This is a genomic window from Pseudomonas salomonii, assembly GCF_900107155.1.
GTDB lineage: Bacteria > Pseudomonadota > Gammaproteobacteria > Pseudomonadales > Pseudomonadaceae > Aquipseudomonas > Aquipseudomonas salomonii.
In genome coordinates this window covers 377,918-398,414 of the sequence record NZ_FNOX01000006.1, presented here as the reverse complement: position 1 = coordinate 398,414, position 20,497 = coordinate 377,918, and the positions used below count along the sequence as shown (strand labels likewise).

General features: G+C 63.3%; 9 protein-coding genes. 2 read left to right on the top strand and 7 right to left on the bottom strand.

Annotated features, from left to right (window positions below; all coding sequences use genetic code 11):
- Nucleotides 1-187: 187 nt before the first annotated feature.
- A complete protein-coding gene (locus tag BLV67_RS16280) occupies nt 188-11,308 on the bottom strand; it encodes an autotransporter-associated beta strand repeat-containing protein (protein WP_069787255.1) in 11,121 nt (3,706 codons plus the stop codon).
- Nucleotides 11,309-11,610: 302 nt separating this feature from the next.
- Between BLV67_RS16280 and BLV67_RS16275 the strand changes: the two genes are divergently transcribed.
- Together BLV67_RS16275 and BLV67_RS16270 are read left to right on the top strand one after the other, a co-directional pair.
- Nucleotides 11,611-13,419, top strand: coding sequence for a monovalent cation:proton antiporter-2 (CPA2) family protein (locus BLV67_RS16275; protein ID WP_069787221.1), 1,809 nt, complete (start codon nt 11,611-11,613; stop codon nt 13,417-13,419).
- Nucleotides 13,420-13,491: 72 nt separating this feature from the next.
- The gene (locus BLV67_RS16270; protein WP_056859400.1) at nt 13,492-14,049 is read left to right on the top strand and encodes a DcrB/PsbP domain-containing protein; all 558 of its coding nucleotides are present in this window, start codon (nt 13,492-13,494) and stop codon (nt 14,047-14,049) included.
- Nucleotides 14,050-14,218: 169 nt separating this feature from the next.
- Here the strand turns inward: BLV67_RS16270 and BLV67_RS16265 are convergent, their stop codons facing one another.
- From BLV67_RS16265 to BLV67_RS16240, 6 genes are all read right to left on the bottom strand, one after another.
- Nucleotides 14,219-14,938 (bottom strand): alpha/beta hydrolase, encoded by a 720-nt coding sequence (locus tag BLV67_RS16265; RefSeq protein ID WP_069787222.1) that lies wholly within the window; start codon nt 14,936-14,938, stop codon nt 14,219-14,221.
- A gap of 11 nt (nt 14,939-14,949) precedes the next feature.
- A complete protein-coding gene (cobF, locus tag BLV67_RS16260; RefSeq protein ID WP_069787223.1) occupies nt 14,950-15,705 on the bottom strand; it encodes a precorrin-6A synthase (deacetylating) in 756 nt (251 codons plus the stop codon).
- A gap of 12 nt (nt 15,706-15,717) precedes the next feature.
- Nucleotides 15,718-16,305 (bottom strand): histidine phosphatase family protein, encoded by a 588-nt coding sequence (locus BLV67_RS16255; RefSeq protein ID WP_069787224.1) that lies wholly within the window; start codon nt 16,303-16,305, stop codon nt 15,718-15,720.
- 111 nt (nt 16,306-16,416) lie between these two features.
- Nucleotides 16,417-17,739, bottom strand: coding sequence for an MFS transporter (locus BLV67_RS16250; RefSeq protein WP_065932122.1), 1,323 nt, complete (start codon nt 17,737-17,739; stop codon nt 16,417-16,419).
- Nucleotides 17,740-17,777: 38 nt separating this feature from the next.
- Nucleotides 17,778-19,313, bottom strand: coding sequence for a class I adenylate-forming enzyme family protein (locus tag BLV67_RS16245; protein WP_069787225.1), 1,536 nt, complete (start codon nt 19,311-19,313; stop codon nt 17,778-17,780).
- A 3-nt stretch (nt 19,314-19,316) separates the two neighbouring features.
- Nucleotides 19,317-20,495, bottom strand: a complete 1,179-nt coding sequence (locus BLV67_RS16240) for an acetyl-CoA acetyltransferase (protein ID WP_069787226.1) — start codon at nt 20,493-20,495, stop codon at nt 19,317-19,319.
- Nucleotides 20,496-20,497: the final 2 nt, after the last annotated feature.

Genomic DNA, 20,497 nt, shown 5'->3' with positions numbered 1-20,497 from the left:
AAGGGCATACTTTAGATTCAGAAAAGGCTGTATTGCCAGCCGGGTTCCAGTCGAAATTGTTTGTACATCCTTCTGACCAGACGCCGGGCAACAACCCCGCCACCTGCGCAAAAAATCGAATAGGGTTAAGAAATTTTTCCCAAAAAAAAAACCGCCCTTTCGGGCGGTTAAAAGTACTCGGCTTTGATCAGAAACCGAGGGAGAAGCTGATCGTCATCGCATGGTCCTTATCGTTGCGCGACAGTTGGCCGGAATAGCCCAGGCCCAACTTGCCGTTCTGACTGATCTGGTAATCCAGGCCTGCTTCCACCACCGCGCTGTCCTTGGCAATCGGCACACCTTGGGTGCTGAACGATGCTCCACCGTTGACAAAGCTCAGGTCGGCATCCGGCTGAGTGTCGCCAAAGGCATGACGCCAGCCGATGCTCCCCCGTGGGGTGATTTTCGAGCCGTTGCCCAGGGTGATGGTCTGGCCGATGCGCACGCCCAGGGTCGAGAAGGTCACGTCCTGATCGGCATCGCCGCGCAGGGCCGCCGAGCCACCTTTTTCCTTGAGGGTGTCGCTGTCGTAGTTGACGTAAGCCAGGCCGGCGAACGGTTCTACCACCACTTTGCCGGTTTCAATGGTGTAACCCACTTCACCGAACACTTGTGCGCTGCGCGCCTTGTAGTCGGCTTTGAGGCGTTGCCCCACGCCGCCTACGGCCACATCGCGTTTGCTTTCGATGTCGTGCCAGCTGTATGCCACGCCCAGGCGAGCGGCGAAGGCTTCCTGCTGGTACGCGGTGTAGGCCATCAAGTGGTAGCTGTCGACGTCGGCGCTGGAGCTGCGGCGCTTGGCGTCCAGGTCGCTGCGGGTGTAGCCGGCGGCCACACCGACGCGCCAGGCGTCATCCACTTGCTTGTCGGTGCCGAGCAGGAAGCCGCCGAGGTTGCGGTCCAGCTTGGCGGTGTTGCTGTCGCCGCCCATGTGGCCCCAGGTGCCCAACACACGCATCCAGCCGACCATTTCGCCGTGGCAACCGGCGCTGCTCAGGCGGTTTTCGCTTGGCGCGAGGCTGTTGCGTGGGTCGTCTTCGCGGTAGCAGCCGGGCTGACGCAGGCGCTCGTTGACCGCGTCACGCACGTGACGCGAATCTTCGAGCATGGCGCTGGCGGTGCTGGCGTGAATCTCCCCGGACAAGCTGTCGAAGGCGGCACGCGCCCCGGCGGCATCGGCGTTGAGCAGCGCGTTCTGCACCGTTGCGCCACCCACCGCAGCACCGCTGTCCAGCGCGGCGGCCACGCCACGTTGGTTACCAGTGGCTGCCACGCTGGCGTAGCTGACGTTGTTGCGGCTGACCGCCAGCGCCACCTGAGTAGGGCTGTAGTTCAACGCGGTATTGAGGAATGCCAGGTTCTCCAGGTTGGTGGTGCCGAAGGTGCCGTTCACTGCACCCGCCGTGAGCAGCGTGTAGGTGGCCGGGCCGGCGTACGGCGCCAGGTTGACCACATTCAACGTGCCGCCCAGGTTCGCCGTCCCCCCAACGGCCAGGGAGCCGGTCGACGATGGGGTGATGAGCAGGTTCAACGCGCCGGTGTTGCCATTAGTGAAGTTACCAGCCACCGTCAGCTTGCCGTTATCCGGTGTGACGCTGCCGTTGTTGACCAACGCACCGACGCTGCCGTTGCCGGTCAAGCCTGCACCGTGGGCGACGCTCACCTGCCCACCGAACACCGCGCCTGGGTTGGCCGCGTTGCCGACTTGCAGCACGCCTTCGTCCACGGCCACGGTGCCGCTGAACGGCTGGTTGCCCGTGAGCAACAACGCCCCTGCGCCTTGTTTGGTAATGTTGCCGGTTCCGCTCAACACGCCATTAAAGGTGCCGCTAGTGCGTTGGACAAACAGCAGCCGCGCGTTGTTGAAGATGCGGCCTTGCAAGCTCAGCGCGTTACCGGCCAGCGTACCGCCACTGACGGTGGTGCCGCCGGTGTAGGTGTTGGCGCCGGTCAACAGCAAGGTGCCGGCGTCAAATTTGTTGATCGCCCCGGCACCCACGATTGGCGCGGCCACTTCGGTAGTGACGCCCGAATTGACACGCACCACTGCGGTACCGGTTGGCGACAAGGTCCCACCCGCACCTGCCGTCAACGTGTAGCCGGGGTCAAGGAATTGCAGGCCAGTGAAGCCCTGATTGCCGACCACCGTGACAGTACCGCCCTGCCCGCCGAACACGGCAAACTGGTTGTTCGACACCTGGCCCTGGGTGCCGGTTGGATCGGTCCAGTTGGTGCCTGGGCCCCAGGTGCCGCTACCGCCGGTGATGGTGCCATCCGGGTTGGTGGTGCCGCCGTTCCAGAACTGGATTTGCCCCGGCGTGGTCTGCACCAGCAGGTTCAGTTGGTTGGCCAGCGACGTTTGCAGGCTCAGGTTGCCAAGGCCGACCGGCAGCGAGCCAAGGGTCAGGCCGTTGTCGGTCAAGGCGCCGCCGTAGCGGAACAGTTGATAAACGCCAAGGCCAAAGCCACCGGCATCGGTGACGTTAAGGGTGCCGTCGAGGGTAAGATTGCCCGCCACATTCACCGCGGTGGTGGATGCGCCAGGCGCGCCGAGGGTGAAGTCCAGGGCGGTACCCGACGATAACGCCAGCGAACCCACCGACAGTGGCGTCGCCGCGCCGGCCTTGAGGGTCGAGCCATCAGCCATTGTCACAGCACCGCCCAGGCTACCGCTGCCGCCAAGGGTCGCGCCGCTGGCCACCTGCACCGCTGCGCTGTTCAAGCTGCCGTTGACCAGCAAGCTGCCGGCGTTGACGTTGGTGTTGCCGGTGAAGGTGTTGTCGCCGGTCAACAGCAACGCGCCGCTGCCGGTTTTATTCAGCACGCCTGCGCCGGTGAGGTTACCGGTGTAGGTGCCATCGGTACCCTGCTCGAAGGTCAGGGCCGCGTTGTTGGCAATCGCGCCTTGCAAGCTGTTGGTGTTGCCGGTGGTGGTGCCGCCATTAAGGGTGGTGCCGCCGCTGTAGGTGTTGGCGCCTTTGAGGGTCAGGGTTGCCGCGCCTTTTTTCAGCAGGCTGCCATTGCCGCTGAGACTACCGTTAAGCGTCAGCGCATTGCTGCCGCCGATGGCCAGTGAGCCATTAAGTACCGCAGCGTTGCCGAGTGTGACGGCCGCGTTGCTGTCCAGGGTGGTGCCGTCGGCCGCCGTCAGCGCTGCGCTGCCCAGTGCGCTGTTATTGCCGACCACCAGCGTACCGCCATTGAGCGCGGTGCCGCCGGTGTAGGTGTTGGTGCCGTTAAGCACCAAGGTGCCCGTGTCGAGTTTGGCCAGGGTGCCGGCGCCACCGAGGGTGACGTCCAAGGTTGCGGTGGCGTTCGGGTCGACACGGATCGCCGTGTTGCCGGTGCCGCCATTCACCAGGTTGAGCACGCCCGCCGCACCGGAGGCCAGGTTGTAGCCATCGGTGACGAACTGCAGGCCGGTGAGGTTTTGCGTGCCCTCCACGGTCACGTTACCCGCCGGGCCCTGGAACACTGCGAAGCTGTTGTTCCAGTTCTGGTTGAGGGTGCCATCAAGGTTGGTCCAGTTGGTGGTGCCAGCGCCCCAGGTGCCGTTGCCGCCGTCGATGGCGCCGTTGCCGATCAGGTTGGCGCCGTCCCAGAACTGCACGGTGGTGTTGGGCGCGGTGACCAGCAGGTTGACCTTGTTGCTGATGGCCGTCTGCACTTGCACATCGCCCGGAATCACACTGCCCGGCAAGGTGCCGAGGGCCAGGCCGTTATTGGTGAGTGCGCCACCATAGTTGATGATGTTGTAGACGCCGCTGCCAAAGCCGCCGATATCAGTGACATTGAGGTTACCGCCCAAGGTCAGATCGCCGCCGACATTCAGCAGCCCGCTGCCACCGCCCACCACCGGCACACCCAGGCCGACGTCCAGATTGGCGTCATTGCCCAGCACCAACGAGCCCACCGACAGCGTGCTGCCGGAGGTCAGGCCGATATGCCCGCCATCGGCCACGGTTACCGCGCCCGCCAGCGAGCCGGGGCCGGTCAGCGTCGCGCCGGTATTGACCGCCACCGTGCCGCTGGCCAGTGAGCCGCTGACATTCAAGGTGCCGCCATTCACGTTGGCCGCGCCGCTGATGCCATTGGTGCCGCTCAGGTTGAGCACACCGCTGCCGTTTTTATCCAGGTTACCGGCACCGCTGAGCGTGCCTGCGAAGGTGTTGTCGAGATTACTGCCACCCACCGCCAGCGTGCTGCCGCCCGCCACCTGAATCGCGCCGGTACCGGCCAAGGTAGTGAGGCTGGCGTTGCCGCCCAGATTGAGGCTGGCACCGCCGCCGACATTGACGCCGGAGGTGTTGCCCAAGGCCGCGTTACCTGCGGTGGTCACACTGCCGCCAAGTACATTGAGAGGGCCGCTGAAGGTGTTATTGCCGCTGAGCAGCAGGTCCGCCGCGCCATTTTTGATCAGTGCCGCATTGCCCGCCAGCACGCCGGCCAGGGTCAAGTTGTTGTTACCCGCCACATTGAGGTCGGCATTCAGGTTGATGGCGTTGGCCAGTACCAGCGGCACGCTGTTATCCAACGTGCTTGCGCCAGTGACGGTCAAGGCGCCCGAACCCAAGCCTGTGGCATTGCCGACAGTCAGCGTACCGGCCGCAAGCGTGGTGCCGCCGCTGTAGGTATTGGCGCCGTTGAGGGTCAGGTTGGCGTTGCCGTTCTTGATCAGCGTTGCGCTGCCATCGACCACACCGCCAAGCGCCAGGTCGTTGCTGCCAACCACGGTCAGCGCAGCATTGAGCGTGGTGTTATTGGCCAGCGCCACTGCGGCACTGGTATCCAGCGTCGCTGCGCCATTGACGGCCAGGCCGCCGCTGCCCAGTGCCGAACCATTGCCCAGTACCAAGCCACCCGCGTTCAACTGCGTACCACCGAGGTAGGCATTGTTGCCGTTGAGCGTCAGGGCGCCCGCCCCGCTTTTAGTCAGGTCACCGACGCCGCTGACCAGCCCATTGAGGGTCAGGTCAGCGCTGCCGAGAATGCCCAGGTTGCCCGCCAGGTTCACGGCATTGGCCAGGCTGACTGCACTGCTGGTATCCAGCGTGGTGCCGGCCGCCGCATTCAACGCACCGGTGCCCAGCGCCGTGTTGGAAGCCAGGATCAGCCCACCCACGTTCAGTGCAGTCGGCCCTGCATAGGTGTTGTTGCCACTCAAGGTCAGGCTGGCGATGCCGTTCTTGATCAGGCTGCCGGTACCGGCCACGGTGCCGGCCAAAGTCAGTGCGTTGCTGCCGCCGACGGTCAGCGTGCCGTTGACGTTCACATCATTGGCCAGGCTGACAGCGGCATTGCTGTCCAATGTGGTGCCATTGGCGGTGGTCAATACACCGCTGCCCAACGCGCTGTTATTGCCGACCACCAACGTACCGCCATTGAGCGCGGTGCCGCCGGTGTAGGTGTTGGCGCCATTGAGTACCAGGGTACCGGCGTCCAGCTTGGCCAGGGTGCCGCCGCCGTTGAGGGTGACGCCCAGGGTGGCGGTGGCATTCGGGTCAACGCGCACGGCGGTGTTGCCGCCGGTGCCGTTGAACAAGGTCAAGGCCCCCGCCGTGCCGCCGACCACGTTGTAGCCGTCGTTGACGAATTGCAGGCCGGTAATCGCTTGGGCGCCGTCCACGGTGACGGTACCCGCCGCGCCCTGGAAGACCGCAAAGCTGTTTGGCGCCCAGGCGGTGTTGAACGAACCGTTGACGCCTGTCCAGTTGGTGGCGGCGGTTGTCCAGGTACCGCTGCCGCCCTCGATGCTGCCGTTACCGGTAGTCTGGCTACCGTCCCAGAACTGCACAGTGGTATTGCCGTTGACCAGCAGGTTGATCTGGTTGCCGATCACTGTTTGCAGGTCCAGGTCGCTGGCCGGGATATTCACCGGCAGGCTGCCCAGTTGCAGGCCGTTATTGGTCAGGCCGCCGGTGTAGTCGATCAACCGGTAAATGCCGGGGCCGAAGCCACCGATATCGCTGACATTCAGCGTGCCGTCCAGGGTCAGGTTACCGCCCACATGAATCAGCGCCGTGCCGCCGGTAGACGGGGCGCCGAGCCCGGCATCGAGGTTGGAGTTGGTATTGAGTACCAGCGAGCCGAGCGTCAGGGTGTTGCCCGAGTTGACCGCCAGGTGGCCGCCATCGGCAATGTTGACTGCGCCCACCAGGGTGCCGGTGCCGCCGAGGGTGGCGCCATTAGCCACATTCACATTGGTACTGGCCAGCGCGCCGTTGACCAGCAGGCTGCCAGCGCTGACCTGGGTGTCACCGGTCAACACGCTGAGGCCGCCGAGGGTCAAGGCACCGCTGCCGATTTTGTTGAGACCGCCCAACCCGGCGAGTACGCCACCGAACGTGCTGTCGAGGTTATTGCTGCCGACACTCAAGGTGCTGCCGGTGCCGACAACGGCCACGCCGTTGCCGGTGAGTTCACCCAGGCTGGCCGAGCCACCCATGTTCAATTGTGTACTGCTGCCCAGGTTGACCCCGGCGCCTGCGCCCAGCGCGTCGTTACCGAGCGTGCTAAGGCTGCCCGATTGCACGTCGAACAGGCCGGAGAAGGTGTTGTTGCCAGTCAGGGCCAGGTCGCCAGTGCCGGTTTTGATCAGATTGGCGCTCCCCCCCACCCCACCCGCCAGCGTCAGGTTGTTATTCAGGCTGCCCACCGTCAGGTTGGCGTTGACGTTGACCGCATTGGCCAGCACCAGTGGCGTGCCATTGTTTAGGTTGGCCGCGCCGCCCACCGTCAAGGCACCCGTCCCGAGGGCTGTCGCAGTGCCCAGGGTCAAGGTACCCGCATTGAGCGTCGTGCCGCCGCTGTAGGCATTGAGGCCATTGAGGGTCAGGTTGGCCGTGCCATCCTTGACCAGCGCGCCGGTGCCCGTGAGCAGGCCGCCCAGGGTCAGGTCATTGTTGCCAGCCACCGTCAAGCCAGCGTTCAGTACAGCACTATTGCCGATGCTCAGCGCGCCGCTGTTATCGAGCGTCGATGCGCCACCGACCGTCAGGTTGCCCAGGCCCAGCGCGAGGTTGTTGCCCAGGGTCAAGGTGCCCGCGTTCAGCGTCATGCCGCCGAGGTAGGTATTGGCGCCATTGAGGATCAGGTTGGCTGCGCCATTTTTGCTCAGGCTGCCGGCACCATTGATTGCACCGCCCAAGGTCAGGTCAGCCGTGCCGCCGATACCCAGGTTGCCTGCCAGGTTGATCGCGTTATTGGCAGTGACCGCCGCACTGGCATCCAGTGTCGTGCCGCCCGCCGCATTCAACGCGCCAGCGCCCAAGGCATTGTTGGCGGCCAGGATCAGCCCACCCGCGTTCAAGGCCACAGGCCCGAGGAAAGTGTTACTTGCGCCCAGGGTCAAAGTGGCCGCGCCGTTTTTGATCAGGCCACCAACGCCGCTGATCCCGCCATTAAGAGTCAGCGCGTTGCTGCCCGCGACGTTGGTGTCGCCGTTCAAGAGCAGCGTGTTGCCCAGGGTGATAGCCGCATTGCTGTCCAGTGTCGTCCCGGCCGCCGTGGTCAACAGGCCGCCGCCCAGTGCGGTGTTGCTGCCGACGATAAGCCTGCCGCCATTGAGCAAGGTGCCACCGGTATAGGTGTTGGCGCCGTTGAGCACCAGGGTGCCGGTGTCGAGTTTGTTCAGGGTGCCGGCGCCATCGATATTGACCCCGACGGTCGCGGTTGCGCCCGGATCTACACGCATCGAGACATTGCCACTGCCGCCATTGATGGCCGTCAATTGCCCGCCTGCACCGCTGACCAGGTTGTAGCCGTCGCTGACAAACTGCAGGCCGGTAAAGGCTTGCGGTCCTTGCACGGCGACCGTACCGGCAGCCCCGGTGAACACCGCGAAGCCACTGGCCCAAGGTGAGTTGGTCAGGCCATCGGCGGACGTCCAGTTAGTGCCGCCGGCGGTCCAGGTGCCAGTGCCGCCATCCACCACGCCGTTGGCGACAGCTTGGCTGCCGTCCCAGAAGCGGATATTGGGCGCCGCCACCACCAGGTTGACCTGGTTGCCGACCGAGGTTTGTACCAGCAGATCGCCGAGGCCATAACCCACGGGAACACCGGCTACCGTCAGGCCGCCGGTCAGGCCGCCGGTGTAGTTGATCAGGCGATATGTGCCCGCACCAAAACCACCGGCATCGGTGACTTTCAGGTTGCCGGCGAGCGCCACGTTACCGCCGACATTGAGCAAGGAAGTGAGGGATGGCGCACCGAGGGCAACATCCAGGTTGCCACCCGCGACCATGTTCAGTGCACCGGCCGACAAGGTATTGCCGCTGCTCAACGCCAGATGGCCGCCGTTGTTGACATTCAACGCGCCCAGCAGCGAGCCGGTACCGCTCAGCGTACCGCCGTTGTTGACGTTGACCTGGGCACTGGCCAGGGAACCACTGAGGTTCAAGGTGCCTGCATTGATCGCCGTGTTGCCAGTGACGCCATTGATGCCGGTAAGGTTGAGGGTGCCGGTGCCGACCTTGATCAGCCCGCCAGTACCACTCACATCACCATCAAAGGTGCTGGTGGTGTTGACCCCACCGACGGTCAAGGTGTTGGCGCCGCTCAGTTGCACGCCGCCGCTGCCGCTCAAGCCGGCCAGGCTGACGTCGGTGGCCAGGTTGACCCCGGCGCCCGCACTCACGTTCACCCCGGCAGTGCTGCCCAAGGCATTGGCATTGACCAGCGTCAGGCTACCGGAGAGCACATCCACGGCACCGGTGAAAGTGTTGTTGCCGGCCAGGGTCAGGTCGGACAAGCCATTTTTGATCAGGTTGCCAGCGCCGCTGACCACGCCGTTCAGGCTCAGGTCGTTGTTGCCGGCGACTGTGAGGTCGGCGTTCAGCGCAATCGCGTTGCCGATACCAAAGGACGCGCTGTTGTCCAGGGTCGCCGCGCCGCCGACGGTCAAGGCACCGTTGCCCAGGCCATTGGCGTTGCCCAGGGTCAAGGTCCCGGCATTGAGGGTGGTGCCGCCGCTGAAGGTGTTGTTGCCGTTGAGGGTCAGGTTGGCCAGGCCATTTTTGGTCAGTGGCCCTGCCCCACTGAGCACACCCGCCAGGGTCAGGTTATTGGTACCGCCTAGGGTCAACCCGGCGTTGAGCACAACGTTGTTGCCCAGGCTGAATGCCCCGTTGCTGTCGAGCGTCGACGCGCCGCCAACGGTCAAGTTACCCAGGCCCAGGGCCGCATTGGAGCCCAACGTCAGGGTGCCTGCATTGAGCGTGGTGCCGCCCAGGAAGTTGTTGGGGCCGTTGAGCAGCAGATTGGCGGCGCCGCTTTTAGTCAGGCTGCCGGCGCCATTGATGGTACCGGCCAGCGTCAGGTCGGCGGTGCCGCCGATGCCCAGGTTGCCGGCCAGGTTGACCGCGTTGGCGAGGTTGACTGCGGTGGTTGCATCCAACGACGTCCCCGCCGCCGTATTCAGCGCGCCCGTCCCCAGGGCGGTGTTGGAACTGAGCAACAAGCCGCCGGCATCGAGCGACGTAATGCCGGTGCGGGTGTTGTTACCGGCCAGGGTCAGCAGGCCCGCGCCGGTTTTGGTCAAGCCACCAACGCCGGACATTACACCGCTCAGGGTCAGCGGGTTGGCGTTGACCAGGCTGAGATCGCCGGTCAAGACGACGTTGTTGTTCAGTAATGAGGCGCCGCTGGTGTTCAGGTTGGCAGTGCCCGTCACATTCAGGTTGCCGCTGCCCAGGGCATTGTTATTACCCAGCACCAAAGTGCCTGCGCCCAGGCTGGTGGCGCCGCTGTAGCCGGTGTTGACGCCATTGAGCGTCAGGCTGCCCGCGCCGCTCTGAGTGAGGCCACTGGTGCCGGTAATAGCGCCGTCCAGGCTCAACGAACCTGCTGCATCGGTAATCAGGTTGCCGTTAAGGGTGAGCGCGTTGGCAAGGCTGATCGTACCGGGCGCCTGCAAGGTTGTTGCGGCCGTGACGGTCACAGCGCCGCTGCTCAGCGCCAGGTCATTGCCCAACTGAACCGAACCGCCGGACAGCGTGGTGGCGCCGGTGTAAGTGTTGGCGGTATTGAGGATCAGTTGACCGGTGCCCGCCTTGGTCAAACCGCCGGTGCCCGAGAGCACGCCACCCAGGGTCAGCCCGGTATTGGCGCCCTGGACGGTCAACCCGCCGGTGCCCAGCGTGAGCAAGTTAGCCAGCGTCAGGTTATTGGCCGTTGCTTCGATAATCCCGCCATTGGCGGTGATTGCCCCAGTACCGAACGTCGCACTGTTATCGAACTGCGAAATGCCGCCATTGAGCGTGGTGCTGCCGCTGACCAATGGCCCCAGCAGCGTCCAGGTGCCACCATTGATGGTCAGGTTGTTGAAGTTGATATAAGTGGCGCTGGACGCCGTACCGGTGCCGCTGCTACCCACGCCGCCGGGGTTTTTCAGGATCAAGGTGTTACTGCCATTTGCGCCGCCATCCACCTGGCCGGTGGGGGCAAACGTCAGGTTCACGCCCACCAGGCCGCCGAGGCTCAGGCCGATACCGCCGCCCGAGGACACGCTCGACCCGGTCACCGCCGTAAAGGTGTTGGCGCTGCTTGCCCCCATCGACACGCCGCCGGAAATGATCCCGCTGTTGACGAAGGTGTTACCCAAAGTGGACGCCTCGAAGGCAACCCGGCCGGTGAGCGTGCCACTGTTGGTCATATTGACCTGGCCGCCACCTTGCACGGCGACCACTGGCGTGTCAGAGGCAAACAACGAAAGCCCCAGCAAGGGGTTGGAGCCGAGGGCGCCGGCGTTGGTGAGGGTGGTGGTGCCACCGACGCCATTGGTGACGTTCAGCGCCGCGCCCGCCAATGAAGTCAGGTTGAGCCCCAGCAATGCGCCGGTACCGCGGATTATCCCGGTGGCCGTGTTGGTGATATTCACCGCACTGGCCGCGGTATTGCCCACCACCACACCACCGCTGAGCACGGATACAAGCCCGAGCACCGCCGGGTCGATGGTGCCGGAGTTGTTCAGTGTGGTGTTGTTACCGGTCAGGTTCAACGCAATGCCGCCCAACGTCGCATTGAGCTGCGCGCCCGGGTTGACGTTGACCGTCAGGTTATTCACCGCACTCGAAAAGGTGTTCAGTAACAGCGGTAACGACGGCACCCCCGTGCACGTCACCGTGGCACCTGTCGTGGGGCTTGCGGGCGAGCAGGCCGCCATCGCTGCGGGGCTTGCAAGCCCCATCACCAGCCCCGCTACGCCGAGGCGAATCGCAAGAGAAAGCGCAGAAATACGAGGTGCAACAGCAGTAGCAAGTCTTCTATCCACGCTCAACTCCTTGTGGTTCAAGCCTTTCATCCATGAGTGCGTAGAAGCTCAACGTTATTGGCCCACACGCATCGAATTCGAAATACCTGACCGTGGCGACAACTGATCCAATTTGTCGAAACGGTAGTAGACCTACAGAAAAGTCATTGAATTAAATGGTATTAATACTTTCGTAAGCGCCCCGTAAGAACAGGATTACAGCCAGCATCCATTGACGGTTGCGACATAAATACAAGTTTCTAAATGTAAAAAACGCTCTAATAGCGCCCTGTAGATTCGCTTAAAAGATCTGGGAGATCTCAATGCCCCATGAAGGCAACCTGTTACAAGCAGCCGTGGTGTTCCTGCTCGCCGCTGTGTTGACCGTGCCTTTGGCCAAGCGCCTGCAACTGGGCGCCGTGCTGGGCTATTTGTTTGCCGGCGTGATCATCGGCCCGTCGGTGCTGGGCCTGATAGGCAACCCGCAAAGCGTGGCGCAGTTTTCTGAATTGGGCGTGGTGTTGCTGCTGTTTATCATTGGCCTGGAGCTGTCGCCCAAACGTTTATGGGTGATGCGCAAGGCGGTGTTCGGCGTCGGCCTGGCCCAGGTGGTGCTCACCGGCGTGGTGATGGGCGTGGTGGCGTTGTGGCTGTTTGGCCAACCCTGGAACAGCGCAATCGTGCTGGGCCTGGGCCTGGCGCTGTCCTCCACTGCGTTTGGCCTGCAAAGCCTGGCCGAACGCAAGGAGCTCAACCAACCCCACGGGCGCCTGGCCTTTGCCATCCTGCTGTTCCAGGACATCGCGGCGATCCCGCTGATCGCCATGGTGCCGCTGCTGGCCGGCAGTGATCACCCGACGACCGAAGCCCAGGGCGTGCAACATGTGCTGCAGATTCTGGGCAGCATCGCCGTGGTGATCATCGGCGGGCGTTACCTGTTGCGCCCGGTGTTTCGTATCGTCGCCAAGACCGGCCTGCGCGAAGTGTCCACCGCCACCGCGCTGCTGGTGGTGATCGGCACCGCCTGGTTGATGGAATTGGTGGGCGTGTCCATGGCCCTCGGTGCGTTCCTCGCCGGGCTGTTGCTGGCCGATTCGGAGTACCGCCACGAACTGGAATCCCAGATCGAGCCGTTCAAGGGCCTGCTGCTGGGCCTGTTTTTTATCAGCGTGGGCATGGGCGCCAACCTCAGCCTGCTGCTCAGCACGCCGCTGATAGTGATCGGCCTGACCCTGCTGCTGATTGGCCTGAAACTGCCGCTGCTGTACGCCGTGGGCCGGTGGGTGGGTGACCTCAACCGCGAAAGCGCTTTGCGCCTCGGTGTGGTACTGGCCGCAGGCGGTGAGTTCGCCTTTGTGGTGTTCAAGATCGGCCGCGACCAGGGCCTGTTCGAGCCGCACCTTTACGATGTGCTGGTGCTGACCATCACCCTGTCCATGGCCGTGACGCCGCTGCTGTTGTTGGTGTGCCCCAAGCTGTTCAAGCCCAAGGCCAAGTCGGTGGAAGTGCCGGAGGAATACCGCACCATCGAAAGTGACGCGCCCCGCGTGGTGATCGCCGGTATGGGCCGTATGGGCCAGATCGTCGCGCGGATTCTGCGCGCGCAGAACATTTCGTTTATTGCTCTCGACACCTCGGTGGAAACCATCGAGCTGACCCGCAGTTTCGGTGGCATGCCGGTGTTCTACGGCGACCCGCAGCGCCCGGAAATCCTGCATGCGGCCAAGGTCGACCAGGCCGAGTTTTTCGTGATCGCCATGGATGACCCGGAGATCAACATCAAGACCGCCGCCCTGGTGCGCAGCCTCTACCCACACATGAAAATCATCGCCCGCGCGCGCAACCGCCAGCACGTTCATCGCCTGGTCGACCTGGACGCCTCGCCGGTACGCGAGACCTTCTACTCCAGCCTGGAAATGAGCCGGCGCACCCTGGTCGGCCTGGGCTTGAGCCAGGCCCAGGCTGACGCGCGCATCGATCGATTCAAAAACCACGACCATCAGCTACTCGCCGCTCAGCACGCGGTGTATGACGACGCGGCCAAAGTACTGCAATCGGCCCAGGAAGCCCGCACGGAACTGGCGCGCCTGTTTGAGATGGACCGGCTTGAGGAGGAGTCCGATAAGGTGTGAGCTTACGGATGAACGACATTGCGAAATTTCTGACAGAATACGCCGCAATTTCGTTCATCCTTGGAGCGCTTCATGGCCACTTTCACCAAGACCGCCGTCCTGCTGGCCCTTGCGCTTACCGCCGGTAGCGTGTTCGCCGCCAGCAAGTCCCCTGCCACCCAGACCATCTCGACCTTGGGCGGCAAATTCACCTTCAACTTGCCCAAGGCGTTCGTCGCTGACACGCTGCCAACCGGCAAGGTCGAGGATGGCACCGCCGACACTCAAGGCACGCTGTACGCCAACGCGACCACGAAAAGTGTAGTGATCGTCGCCGAAACCGTGCGTAACGACGGGGCAAGTATCAAGGACAATGACCCGCAGTTCCTTGATGGCGCCGTGGCGGACTTCGTCAAGGATCAGAGCGCTGCCCTGCCCGACTTCAAGAAGCAAAACGAGAAGAAGCTGACGTTCAAAGGCCTGGGCCTGCGCCAGGTGGACAGCACGGCGACCCAGGGCGGTGGCAAGACGTTGAACTCCACGTTCCTCGGCGGTTCGGGCAACCATCTGCTGGTGATCCAGGCGATTTCGCGGGCCGATGATGTGAAAGGGCATGCCGAGTTGGTGAAGCAGATTACCGGCGGCAAGTAGTACAACGATCGTTCCCACGCTCTGCGTGGGAATGCCTCCTGTGACGCTTCGCGTCATGACCTTCAAAAGCAGACGCGGAGCGTCCAGGGCTGCATTCCCACGCAGAGCGTGGGAACGATCATATCTAATGTGGGAGCGAGCAAGCCCGCTCCCACATTTTGATCTTCATTTACTTCAAACTATTTTCCAGCCAAGCCTTGAGGTCCTGTATTTCAGCCTCGCTCACGGTATGCGGCATGCCCACATACCCATGAAACTCAGGCTTCAACCCCAGCCCCAGCAACACCTCATTGGCGCGGGTGGCCGACGCATACGGCAGCGCCTGATCCAAGGTGCCATGGCCGATAAAAATCGCCAGCCTATTCAATGACTCATCAGGCTTGAGCTCAGCCTTGAGCACCGGCAACACGCTGCCACTCAACGCCGCAATCCCGCGTACCCTGGCAGGCTGTCGCAAGCCCACTTCATAGGCCATGATCGCGCCCTGGCTGAACCCCACCAGGAACACCCGATCACTGTGGGTGTGGTACTTGGCCGTGGCCTTGCTGACAAAATCCTCAATCAGCTTGGCGCTGCGTTGCAAATCCGCAGTCTCGCCGTCGTAGTCGCCTTCACCGGATTTCCTGGCAAACCAGCGATAACCGCTGGGGTCCACCGGCATCGGCGCGCGGGCCGACACATAGGTCCAGGTGGACGGCAACGCGTCCTTGATGCCAAACAAGTCTTGCTCGTTACTGCCAAACCCGTGCAGAAAGATCACCAGCGGCTGGTTGCGCGCATCACTCTGCGTCTGCTCCAGGTACGCCAAGGGCAAGTCGGTGTGCAAGGAATCATCGGCGTGGGCGGCACCGGCGACCAACGCCAGCGCCAGGGCGAACTGTTTGAACATGGGCATCAACCTCAGGGTTTGCGCAACAGATACGTGTCCATGATCCAGCCATTTTCCAGGCGCGCGGCCTTGCGCACCCGTTGGATTTCGTCGGTCACTTCGCTGACTTTGCCGCTGATCAGTATTTCATCCGGCGTGCCCAGGTAGGCGCCCCAATAAATATCCATATCCTGATCGGCCACAGTGCGGTAGGAGTCCTCGGCATCGAGCATCACCACCAAGGTATCGGCATCACTCGCCTGCCCCGCCGCCAGCCGGCGCCCGGTGGTGATCTCGATGGAGCGGCCGATGCGGTTGAGCGCCACCTTATGCTGGGCCGCCAGGGCCTGCACACTGGTGATGCCGGGGATTACTTCGAACTCGAACGCACAACGGCCGCTGGCCAGAATCGCCTGCAGGATGCGGATGGTGCTGTCGTACAGCGCCGGGTCGCCCCAGGCCAGGAAAGCGCCCACTTCACCGTCGGCCATGTGCTCGTTGATCATGCGCTCGAACGTGTGCTGTTTGTCGCGGTTCAGGTCCTGCACGGCGGTGGTGTAGTCGATATCACCGCGCACGCGCTCGGGGCAATCGGCCTCGACGAAACGGTAACCGGGCTCGGTGATGTAGGTCTCGCAGATCTCGCGGCGCAGGTCGATCAACTTGTCTTTGCTCTGGCCCTTGTCCATCAGGAAAAACACGTCGGTGCGGTTCAGCGCCTTTACGGCCTGCATCGTGATGTAGTCAGGGTTGCCGGCGCCAATGCCGATGATCAGGATGCGTTTCATGGGGTGCTCTCATTACGGGGCGTGGATTTTGCCACGTTCATGGCACTCGGCGTGAGTTTCCAGGCGCAGGCGCCACACCGAGTTGAAACGCAGCTCGGTGGCGGACAGCGGCTCGACGTCGATCAAGTAGAACTTCGAGAGGGGAAACTGCATGACGTACAGCAGGGCGGCGCGGATCACAAAGGGGTGCGTGACGGCCACGACATGGCCGGGGTGGCTTTCGAGGGATTTGAGCCAGTGCCCAACCCGCGTGCAGAGCTGCTCTACCGATTCACCGCCATGGGGTGCGGCGGTGCTGTCGGTCATCGAGGCCGCCAACGCGTCGGGGGCCAACTGATCAATGGCCTGGCCTTTCCAGGCGCCGAAATCAGCGTCACGCAAAGCATTTTCGATCTGCGCCTCGGCACCGAACAGGCCCGCGGTCTGACGGGTTCTGGCCTCGGGCGCGCTGACTAACCGCAGGGTTTTCTTGAAACGCCCGGCCAGGGATAGCGCCGCACCTTGCCAATCCATCGCCACAGACTCGTCATCGGGAAAACGCCCGTACTTTTGCAGCGGCGTGACGGCATGGCAAATCAAGGTCAAGCGGGTGGCCTGCATCACAATTCACTCTGTTTCGTGGCGCAGTCAGCGGAGACTGGCGGGGTTGTCTCAATATATTACAACACACACGAAACAGGACGTCGGTCAAACCCCAACGCCCCTGAGCGATCAGGCCAGTGCCGCAGCCGCAGGCGGCGCGACCACCGGGCCAGCGCTGGCAACAAAGTCCTCTTTGCGCAACACCACCAGGGCAATCAGCGACACCACACCGGTGGCCACGTAGAAGTACCACGGTGAAGTGATGTCGCCCGTCACCTTGATCAGCCAGGTGGAGATCAACGGCGCGCTGCCACCAAACACCGCGACTGGCACGTTATAGGCCACGGCAATCCCGGTGGAGCGGATGCGCGTCGGCAGCAGTTCACTCATCAGCGCGTAGGTGGATGAGGCGTACAGCCCGAACAGGATCGCCACGGCCATCAACGGCGCGAAGAACGACGCGGGCGTGGCGGTGGGTGCCGATTTGAACAGCCAGAACATCGCCAGCGTGGCCAAAGTGCCGATCACCATCAGAAACGGCTTGCGCCCGTATTTGTCGGTGAAGGCGCCACCAAACGGCATCACGAATGCCGCCGAGAAGCTGGCGACAAACACATAGAGCAAGGTGGTGCCGCTGTCGAACTTGAGGATCTTGGCCATGTAGGTCGAGGCGAAGGTCAGTACCAGGTAAAAGATCGAGCTGTGCAAGGTGATGATGAAGAACACCAGGGCGATGGCGCGTTTCCACTGCCAGACCTCGCGCAGCGGCGCGCGGGAGGTTTGCCCGGCGCGTTGCAGGGCCAGAAACTCCGGGCTGTCTTCGAGCTTGAGGCGGATATACATGGAGATAAACCCCAGCGGCGCCGCGATCAGGAACGGCACGCGCCAGGCCCATTCCTGCATCGTGTCGGCGCCCAGAATCCAGGTCATGCCGTTCGCCACGGCGCCACCCAGCAGCAGGCCGAGCACGGCGGTGACCATCAACCAGCACGTGGCAAAACCACGGCGGCCGGGGCCGGCGTATTCGGAGATAAAACTGGTGACGGTGCCGATTTCGCCGCCCGCCGAAAAGCCCTGCACGCAGCGCACCAGAATCAGCAGGATCGGCGCGGCGATGCCCAGGGTCGCGTAAGTGGGCAACAGGCCCAGCATTACGGTGGAGCCGGTCATCATCACCAGCGCCATGATCAGGGTTTTGCGCCGGCCGATCTTGTCCGCCAGCGGGCCGAAGAACAGCCCGCCCAGCGGCCGGATAAAGAAGCTCAGGGCGAACGCCGCGAAACTGGCGAGCAGGCTGGTGGTGGGGTCATCGGAGACGAAAAACGCCTGGCCGATGTACACGGCGAGAAAGCCGTAGACGCCATAGTCATACCACTCGATCAGGTGGCCCGAGGTGGCACCGAGAAATGCACGGCGGCGCTTGCGCTGCGTGTCTTGCGCTGTATTGCCCATCGAAGGGACTCCTTGTCGGTTGTTCTGTCCATGAAAAGCTAGGAAAGCGCGGCGATACTCGCTGCTTTCAACCACTGCCGCAAGTCGGTCTTGAGGGTTTTGCCGTAGCTGTTCTTCGGCAAATCGGCTCTGAACACATACTTTTTGGGTTTCTTGAATGACGCCATGCGCTCCAGAAACCACGCGGTGAGTTCGGCCTCATCCAATGCCTGCCCGCTGCGTGTGACCACAAAGGCCACCACTGACTCGCCCCATTGCGCGTCCGGCTCGCCCACCACACACACCTCGGACACCTCGGGATGCTGCACCAGCACTTCCTCGACTTCACGCGGGTACACATTGCTGCCGCCGCTGATGATCACGTCTTTGGAACGATCGGTGAGGGTCAGGTAGCCGGCCGGGTCGAGAAAGCCGATGTCGCCGGTGAGCAGCCAGCCATCGACCAGGGTTTGCGCGGAGGCCTGCGGGTTGCGCCAATAACCTTGCATCACCGTGGCGCCGCGCACGGCAATCTCACCGCGCTCGCCGGTCGGCAGCGGCTGGTGCCGGGCATCCAGAATACGGATTTCCACACAGGCTTGCGCATGGCCAACGGAGGCCGCCAGGGTTGACCAGCCTGGGCGCTGGCGGTCCGCGATCAGGGTGCGGGGCAATACGCTGATGGTCATCGGGCTTTCACCCTGGCCGTAGATCTGCACCAAGCGCGGGCCGAAGGTGTCGAGCGCCTCGCACAGGTCGGCCAGGTACATCGGCCCGCCCCCGTAGACGATGGTCTTGATGCCGTCGCCGCCATAACCCTGGCGCCGCGCCTGTTCGACCATGCGCTTGACCATGGTCGGCGCGGCAAACAGCGATACATTGCCCAGCTCCGTAGCCAGGCCAAACAGTTCGCCGGCATCAAAACCGCCGGAAGCCGGCACCACATGCCGTGCACCGCAGCGCACATGGATAAAGTTATACAGCCCCGCCCCGTGGGACATCGGCGCGGCATACACGGCTGCGTCGTCGGCACGCACCGGGTCGACATCCGTGGGGTAACACAGCGACATGGCGACCAGGTTGCCGTGGGACAGCATCACGCCCTTGGAGCGCCCGGTGGTGCCGGAGGTGTAGAACAGCCAGGCCAGGTCCTGATCCTGGCGCGGCACCGGCTGCTCCAGGGTCGGCCAGCCACGGGTCGGCGGCAGCGTGTGAGCGTCCAGTTCCTTGCAGCGCGCAGGCAAGTCGCGGGATGACGCGAAGACCCGGCCGCCGTCGGTAAAAATCAAGCGAGCCTCGGCATGGGTGGCAATCCACGCGGCTTCTGCCGGGTGCAGTTTGGCGTTGATCGGCACCACCACGCCGCCCAGCCACCAGACGGCGTAGAGCACTTCCAGGTAGTCGCAGCTGTTTTTCATCAACAGCGCCACCGCATCGCCCGGCACCAGGCCATATTGATCGACCAGTTGCGCGGCGCGTTGGCGGACATGGGCGGCGAAGGTTGCGTAGTCGGCGACGTGCCGCGTGCCTTCAAACAACGCCGGGCGTTGCGGGTCGCGGCGCTGGGTGTCGTGCAGCCAGTTGGCAATGTTCATGGCTCAGCTCCGACGCGCGTGCAGCACCGAGGCATAGTTGGCCACGGCCATCCCGCCCATGTTGAACACCAAACCGAACTCGGGGTTAGGCACTGCCAGGCCGATCGGCTCGCCGGTCAATTGGCGAAACGCCAGGGCATGCATCGACACGCCGGTGGCGCCCACCGGATGCCCCTTGGCCTTGAGCCCGCCGGACAGGTTCACCGGCAACCGCCCGCCCGCGCGCACCACGCCGCTGTCAAGCACACGGTGCCCCTCGCCTTTGGGCGCCAGGCCCATGGCTTCGTAGATCAGCAGCTCGGCGATGGTGAAGCAATCATGTACCTCGGCAAAACTCAGGTCGGCCAGGGTGATGTTCGCCCCGCGCAACGCCGTATGGATCGCGCGTTGCGGGCCTTCAAAGGCGAGGATGTCGCGCTGGGCAATCGGCAGGCAATCGTTGACCTGGGTCAGTGTGCGAATCTGTACATCACGGCGAAACGCGCGCGCACGTTTCGGCGAAGCCAGGATGATCGCGGCGGCGCCGTCGCTGATCAGCGAGCAATCGGTCAGGCGCAGCGAATCGGCCACAAACGGGTTGCTCTGGGACACGTTGTTGCAGTGTTCGAAATCCATCACCCGGTGCATCTGCGCCAGCGGGTTGGCCATGGCGTTGGAATGGTTCTTGGTGGCGATGGCCGCCATCGAGCCCAACGGGCAGTGGTAGCGCTCGGCATACTGACGCGCCGCACGGCCGAACAACTGCGGGAAACTCAAGCCTGCTTCGGCCGGGTCGTTCTGATAGCCGGCACCGGCCAGGGCCTGGGTCACCTCGGCGGTGGTGGTGTGGGTCATCTTTTCGGCGCCCACCACCAGTACCAGCTCGGCGCTGCCGGACAGGATCGCCTGAACCCCGGCCAGGATCGCCGCCGACCCGGACGCGCAGGCGTTTTCACAGCGGGTCGCCGGTTTGAAGCGCAGCCCAGGGTCGGCCTGCAGCAGCAGCGAGGCCGGGAACCCATCGGGCACCAACCCCGAATTGAAGTGGCCAAGTAATAACGCGTCGATCTCGCTCGCGTCAATTGCCGCGTCCTTCAGGGCTTCGCGGGTGACCTGTACGATCAGATCCTCCAGGCGGGTGCCTTCAAGGCGACCGAAACGTGAATGACCGGCAGCAACAATGGAGACGCAATCAGCTGGCATAA

Bases quoted from the DNA above. Each gene is read 5' to 3' on its own strand.
- BLV67_RS16275 (WP_069787221.1), top strand. From the start codon at position 11,611: ATGCCCCATGAAGGCAACCTGTTACAAGCAGCCGTGGTGTTCCTGCTC.
- BLV67_RS16270 (WP_056859400.1), top strand. From the start codon at position 13,492: ATGGCCACTTTCACCAAGACCGCCGTCCTGCTGGCCCTTGCGCTTACC.
- BLV67_RS16265 (WP_069787222.1), bottom strand. From the start codon at position 14,938: ATGTTCAAACAGTTCGCCCTGGCGCTGGCGTTGGTCGCCGGTGCCGCC.
- cobF (WP_069787223.1), bottom strand. From the start codon at position 15,705: ATGAAACGCATCCTGATCATCGGCATTGGCGCCGGCAACCCTGACTAC.
- BLV67_RS16255 (WP_069787224.1), bottom strand. From the start codon at position 16,305: ATGCAGGCCACCCGCTTGACCTTGATTTGCCATGCCGTCACGCCGCTG.
- BLV67_RS16250 (WP_065932122.1), bottom strand. From the start codon at position 17,739: ATGGGCAATACAGCGCAAGACACGCAGCGCAAGCGCCGCCGTGCATTT.
- BLV67_RS16245 (WP_069787225.1), bottom strand. From the start codon at position 19,313: ATGAACATTGCCAACTGGCTGCACGACACCCAGCGCCGCGACCCGCAA.
- BLV67_RS16240 (WP_069787226.1), bottom strand. From the start codon at position 20,495: ATGCCAGCTGATTGCGTCTCCATTGTTGCTGCCGGTCATTCACGTTTC.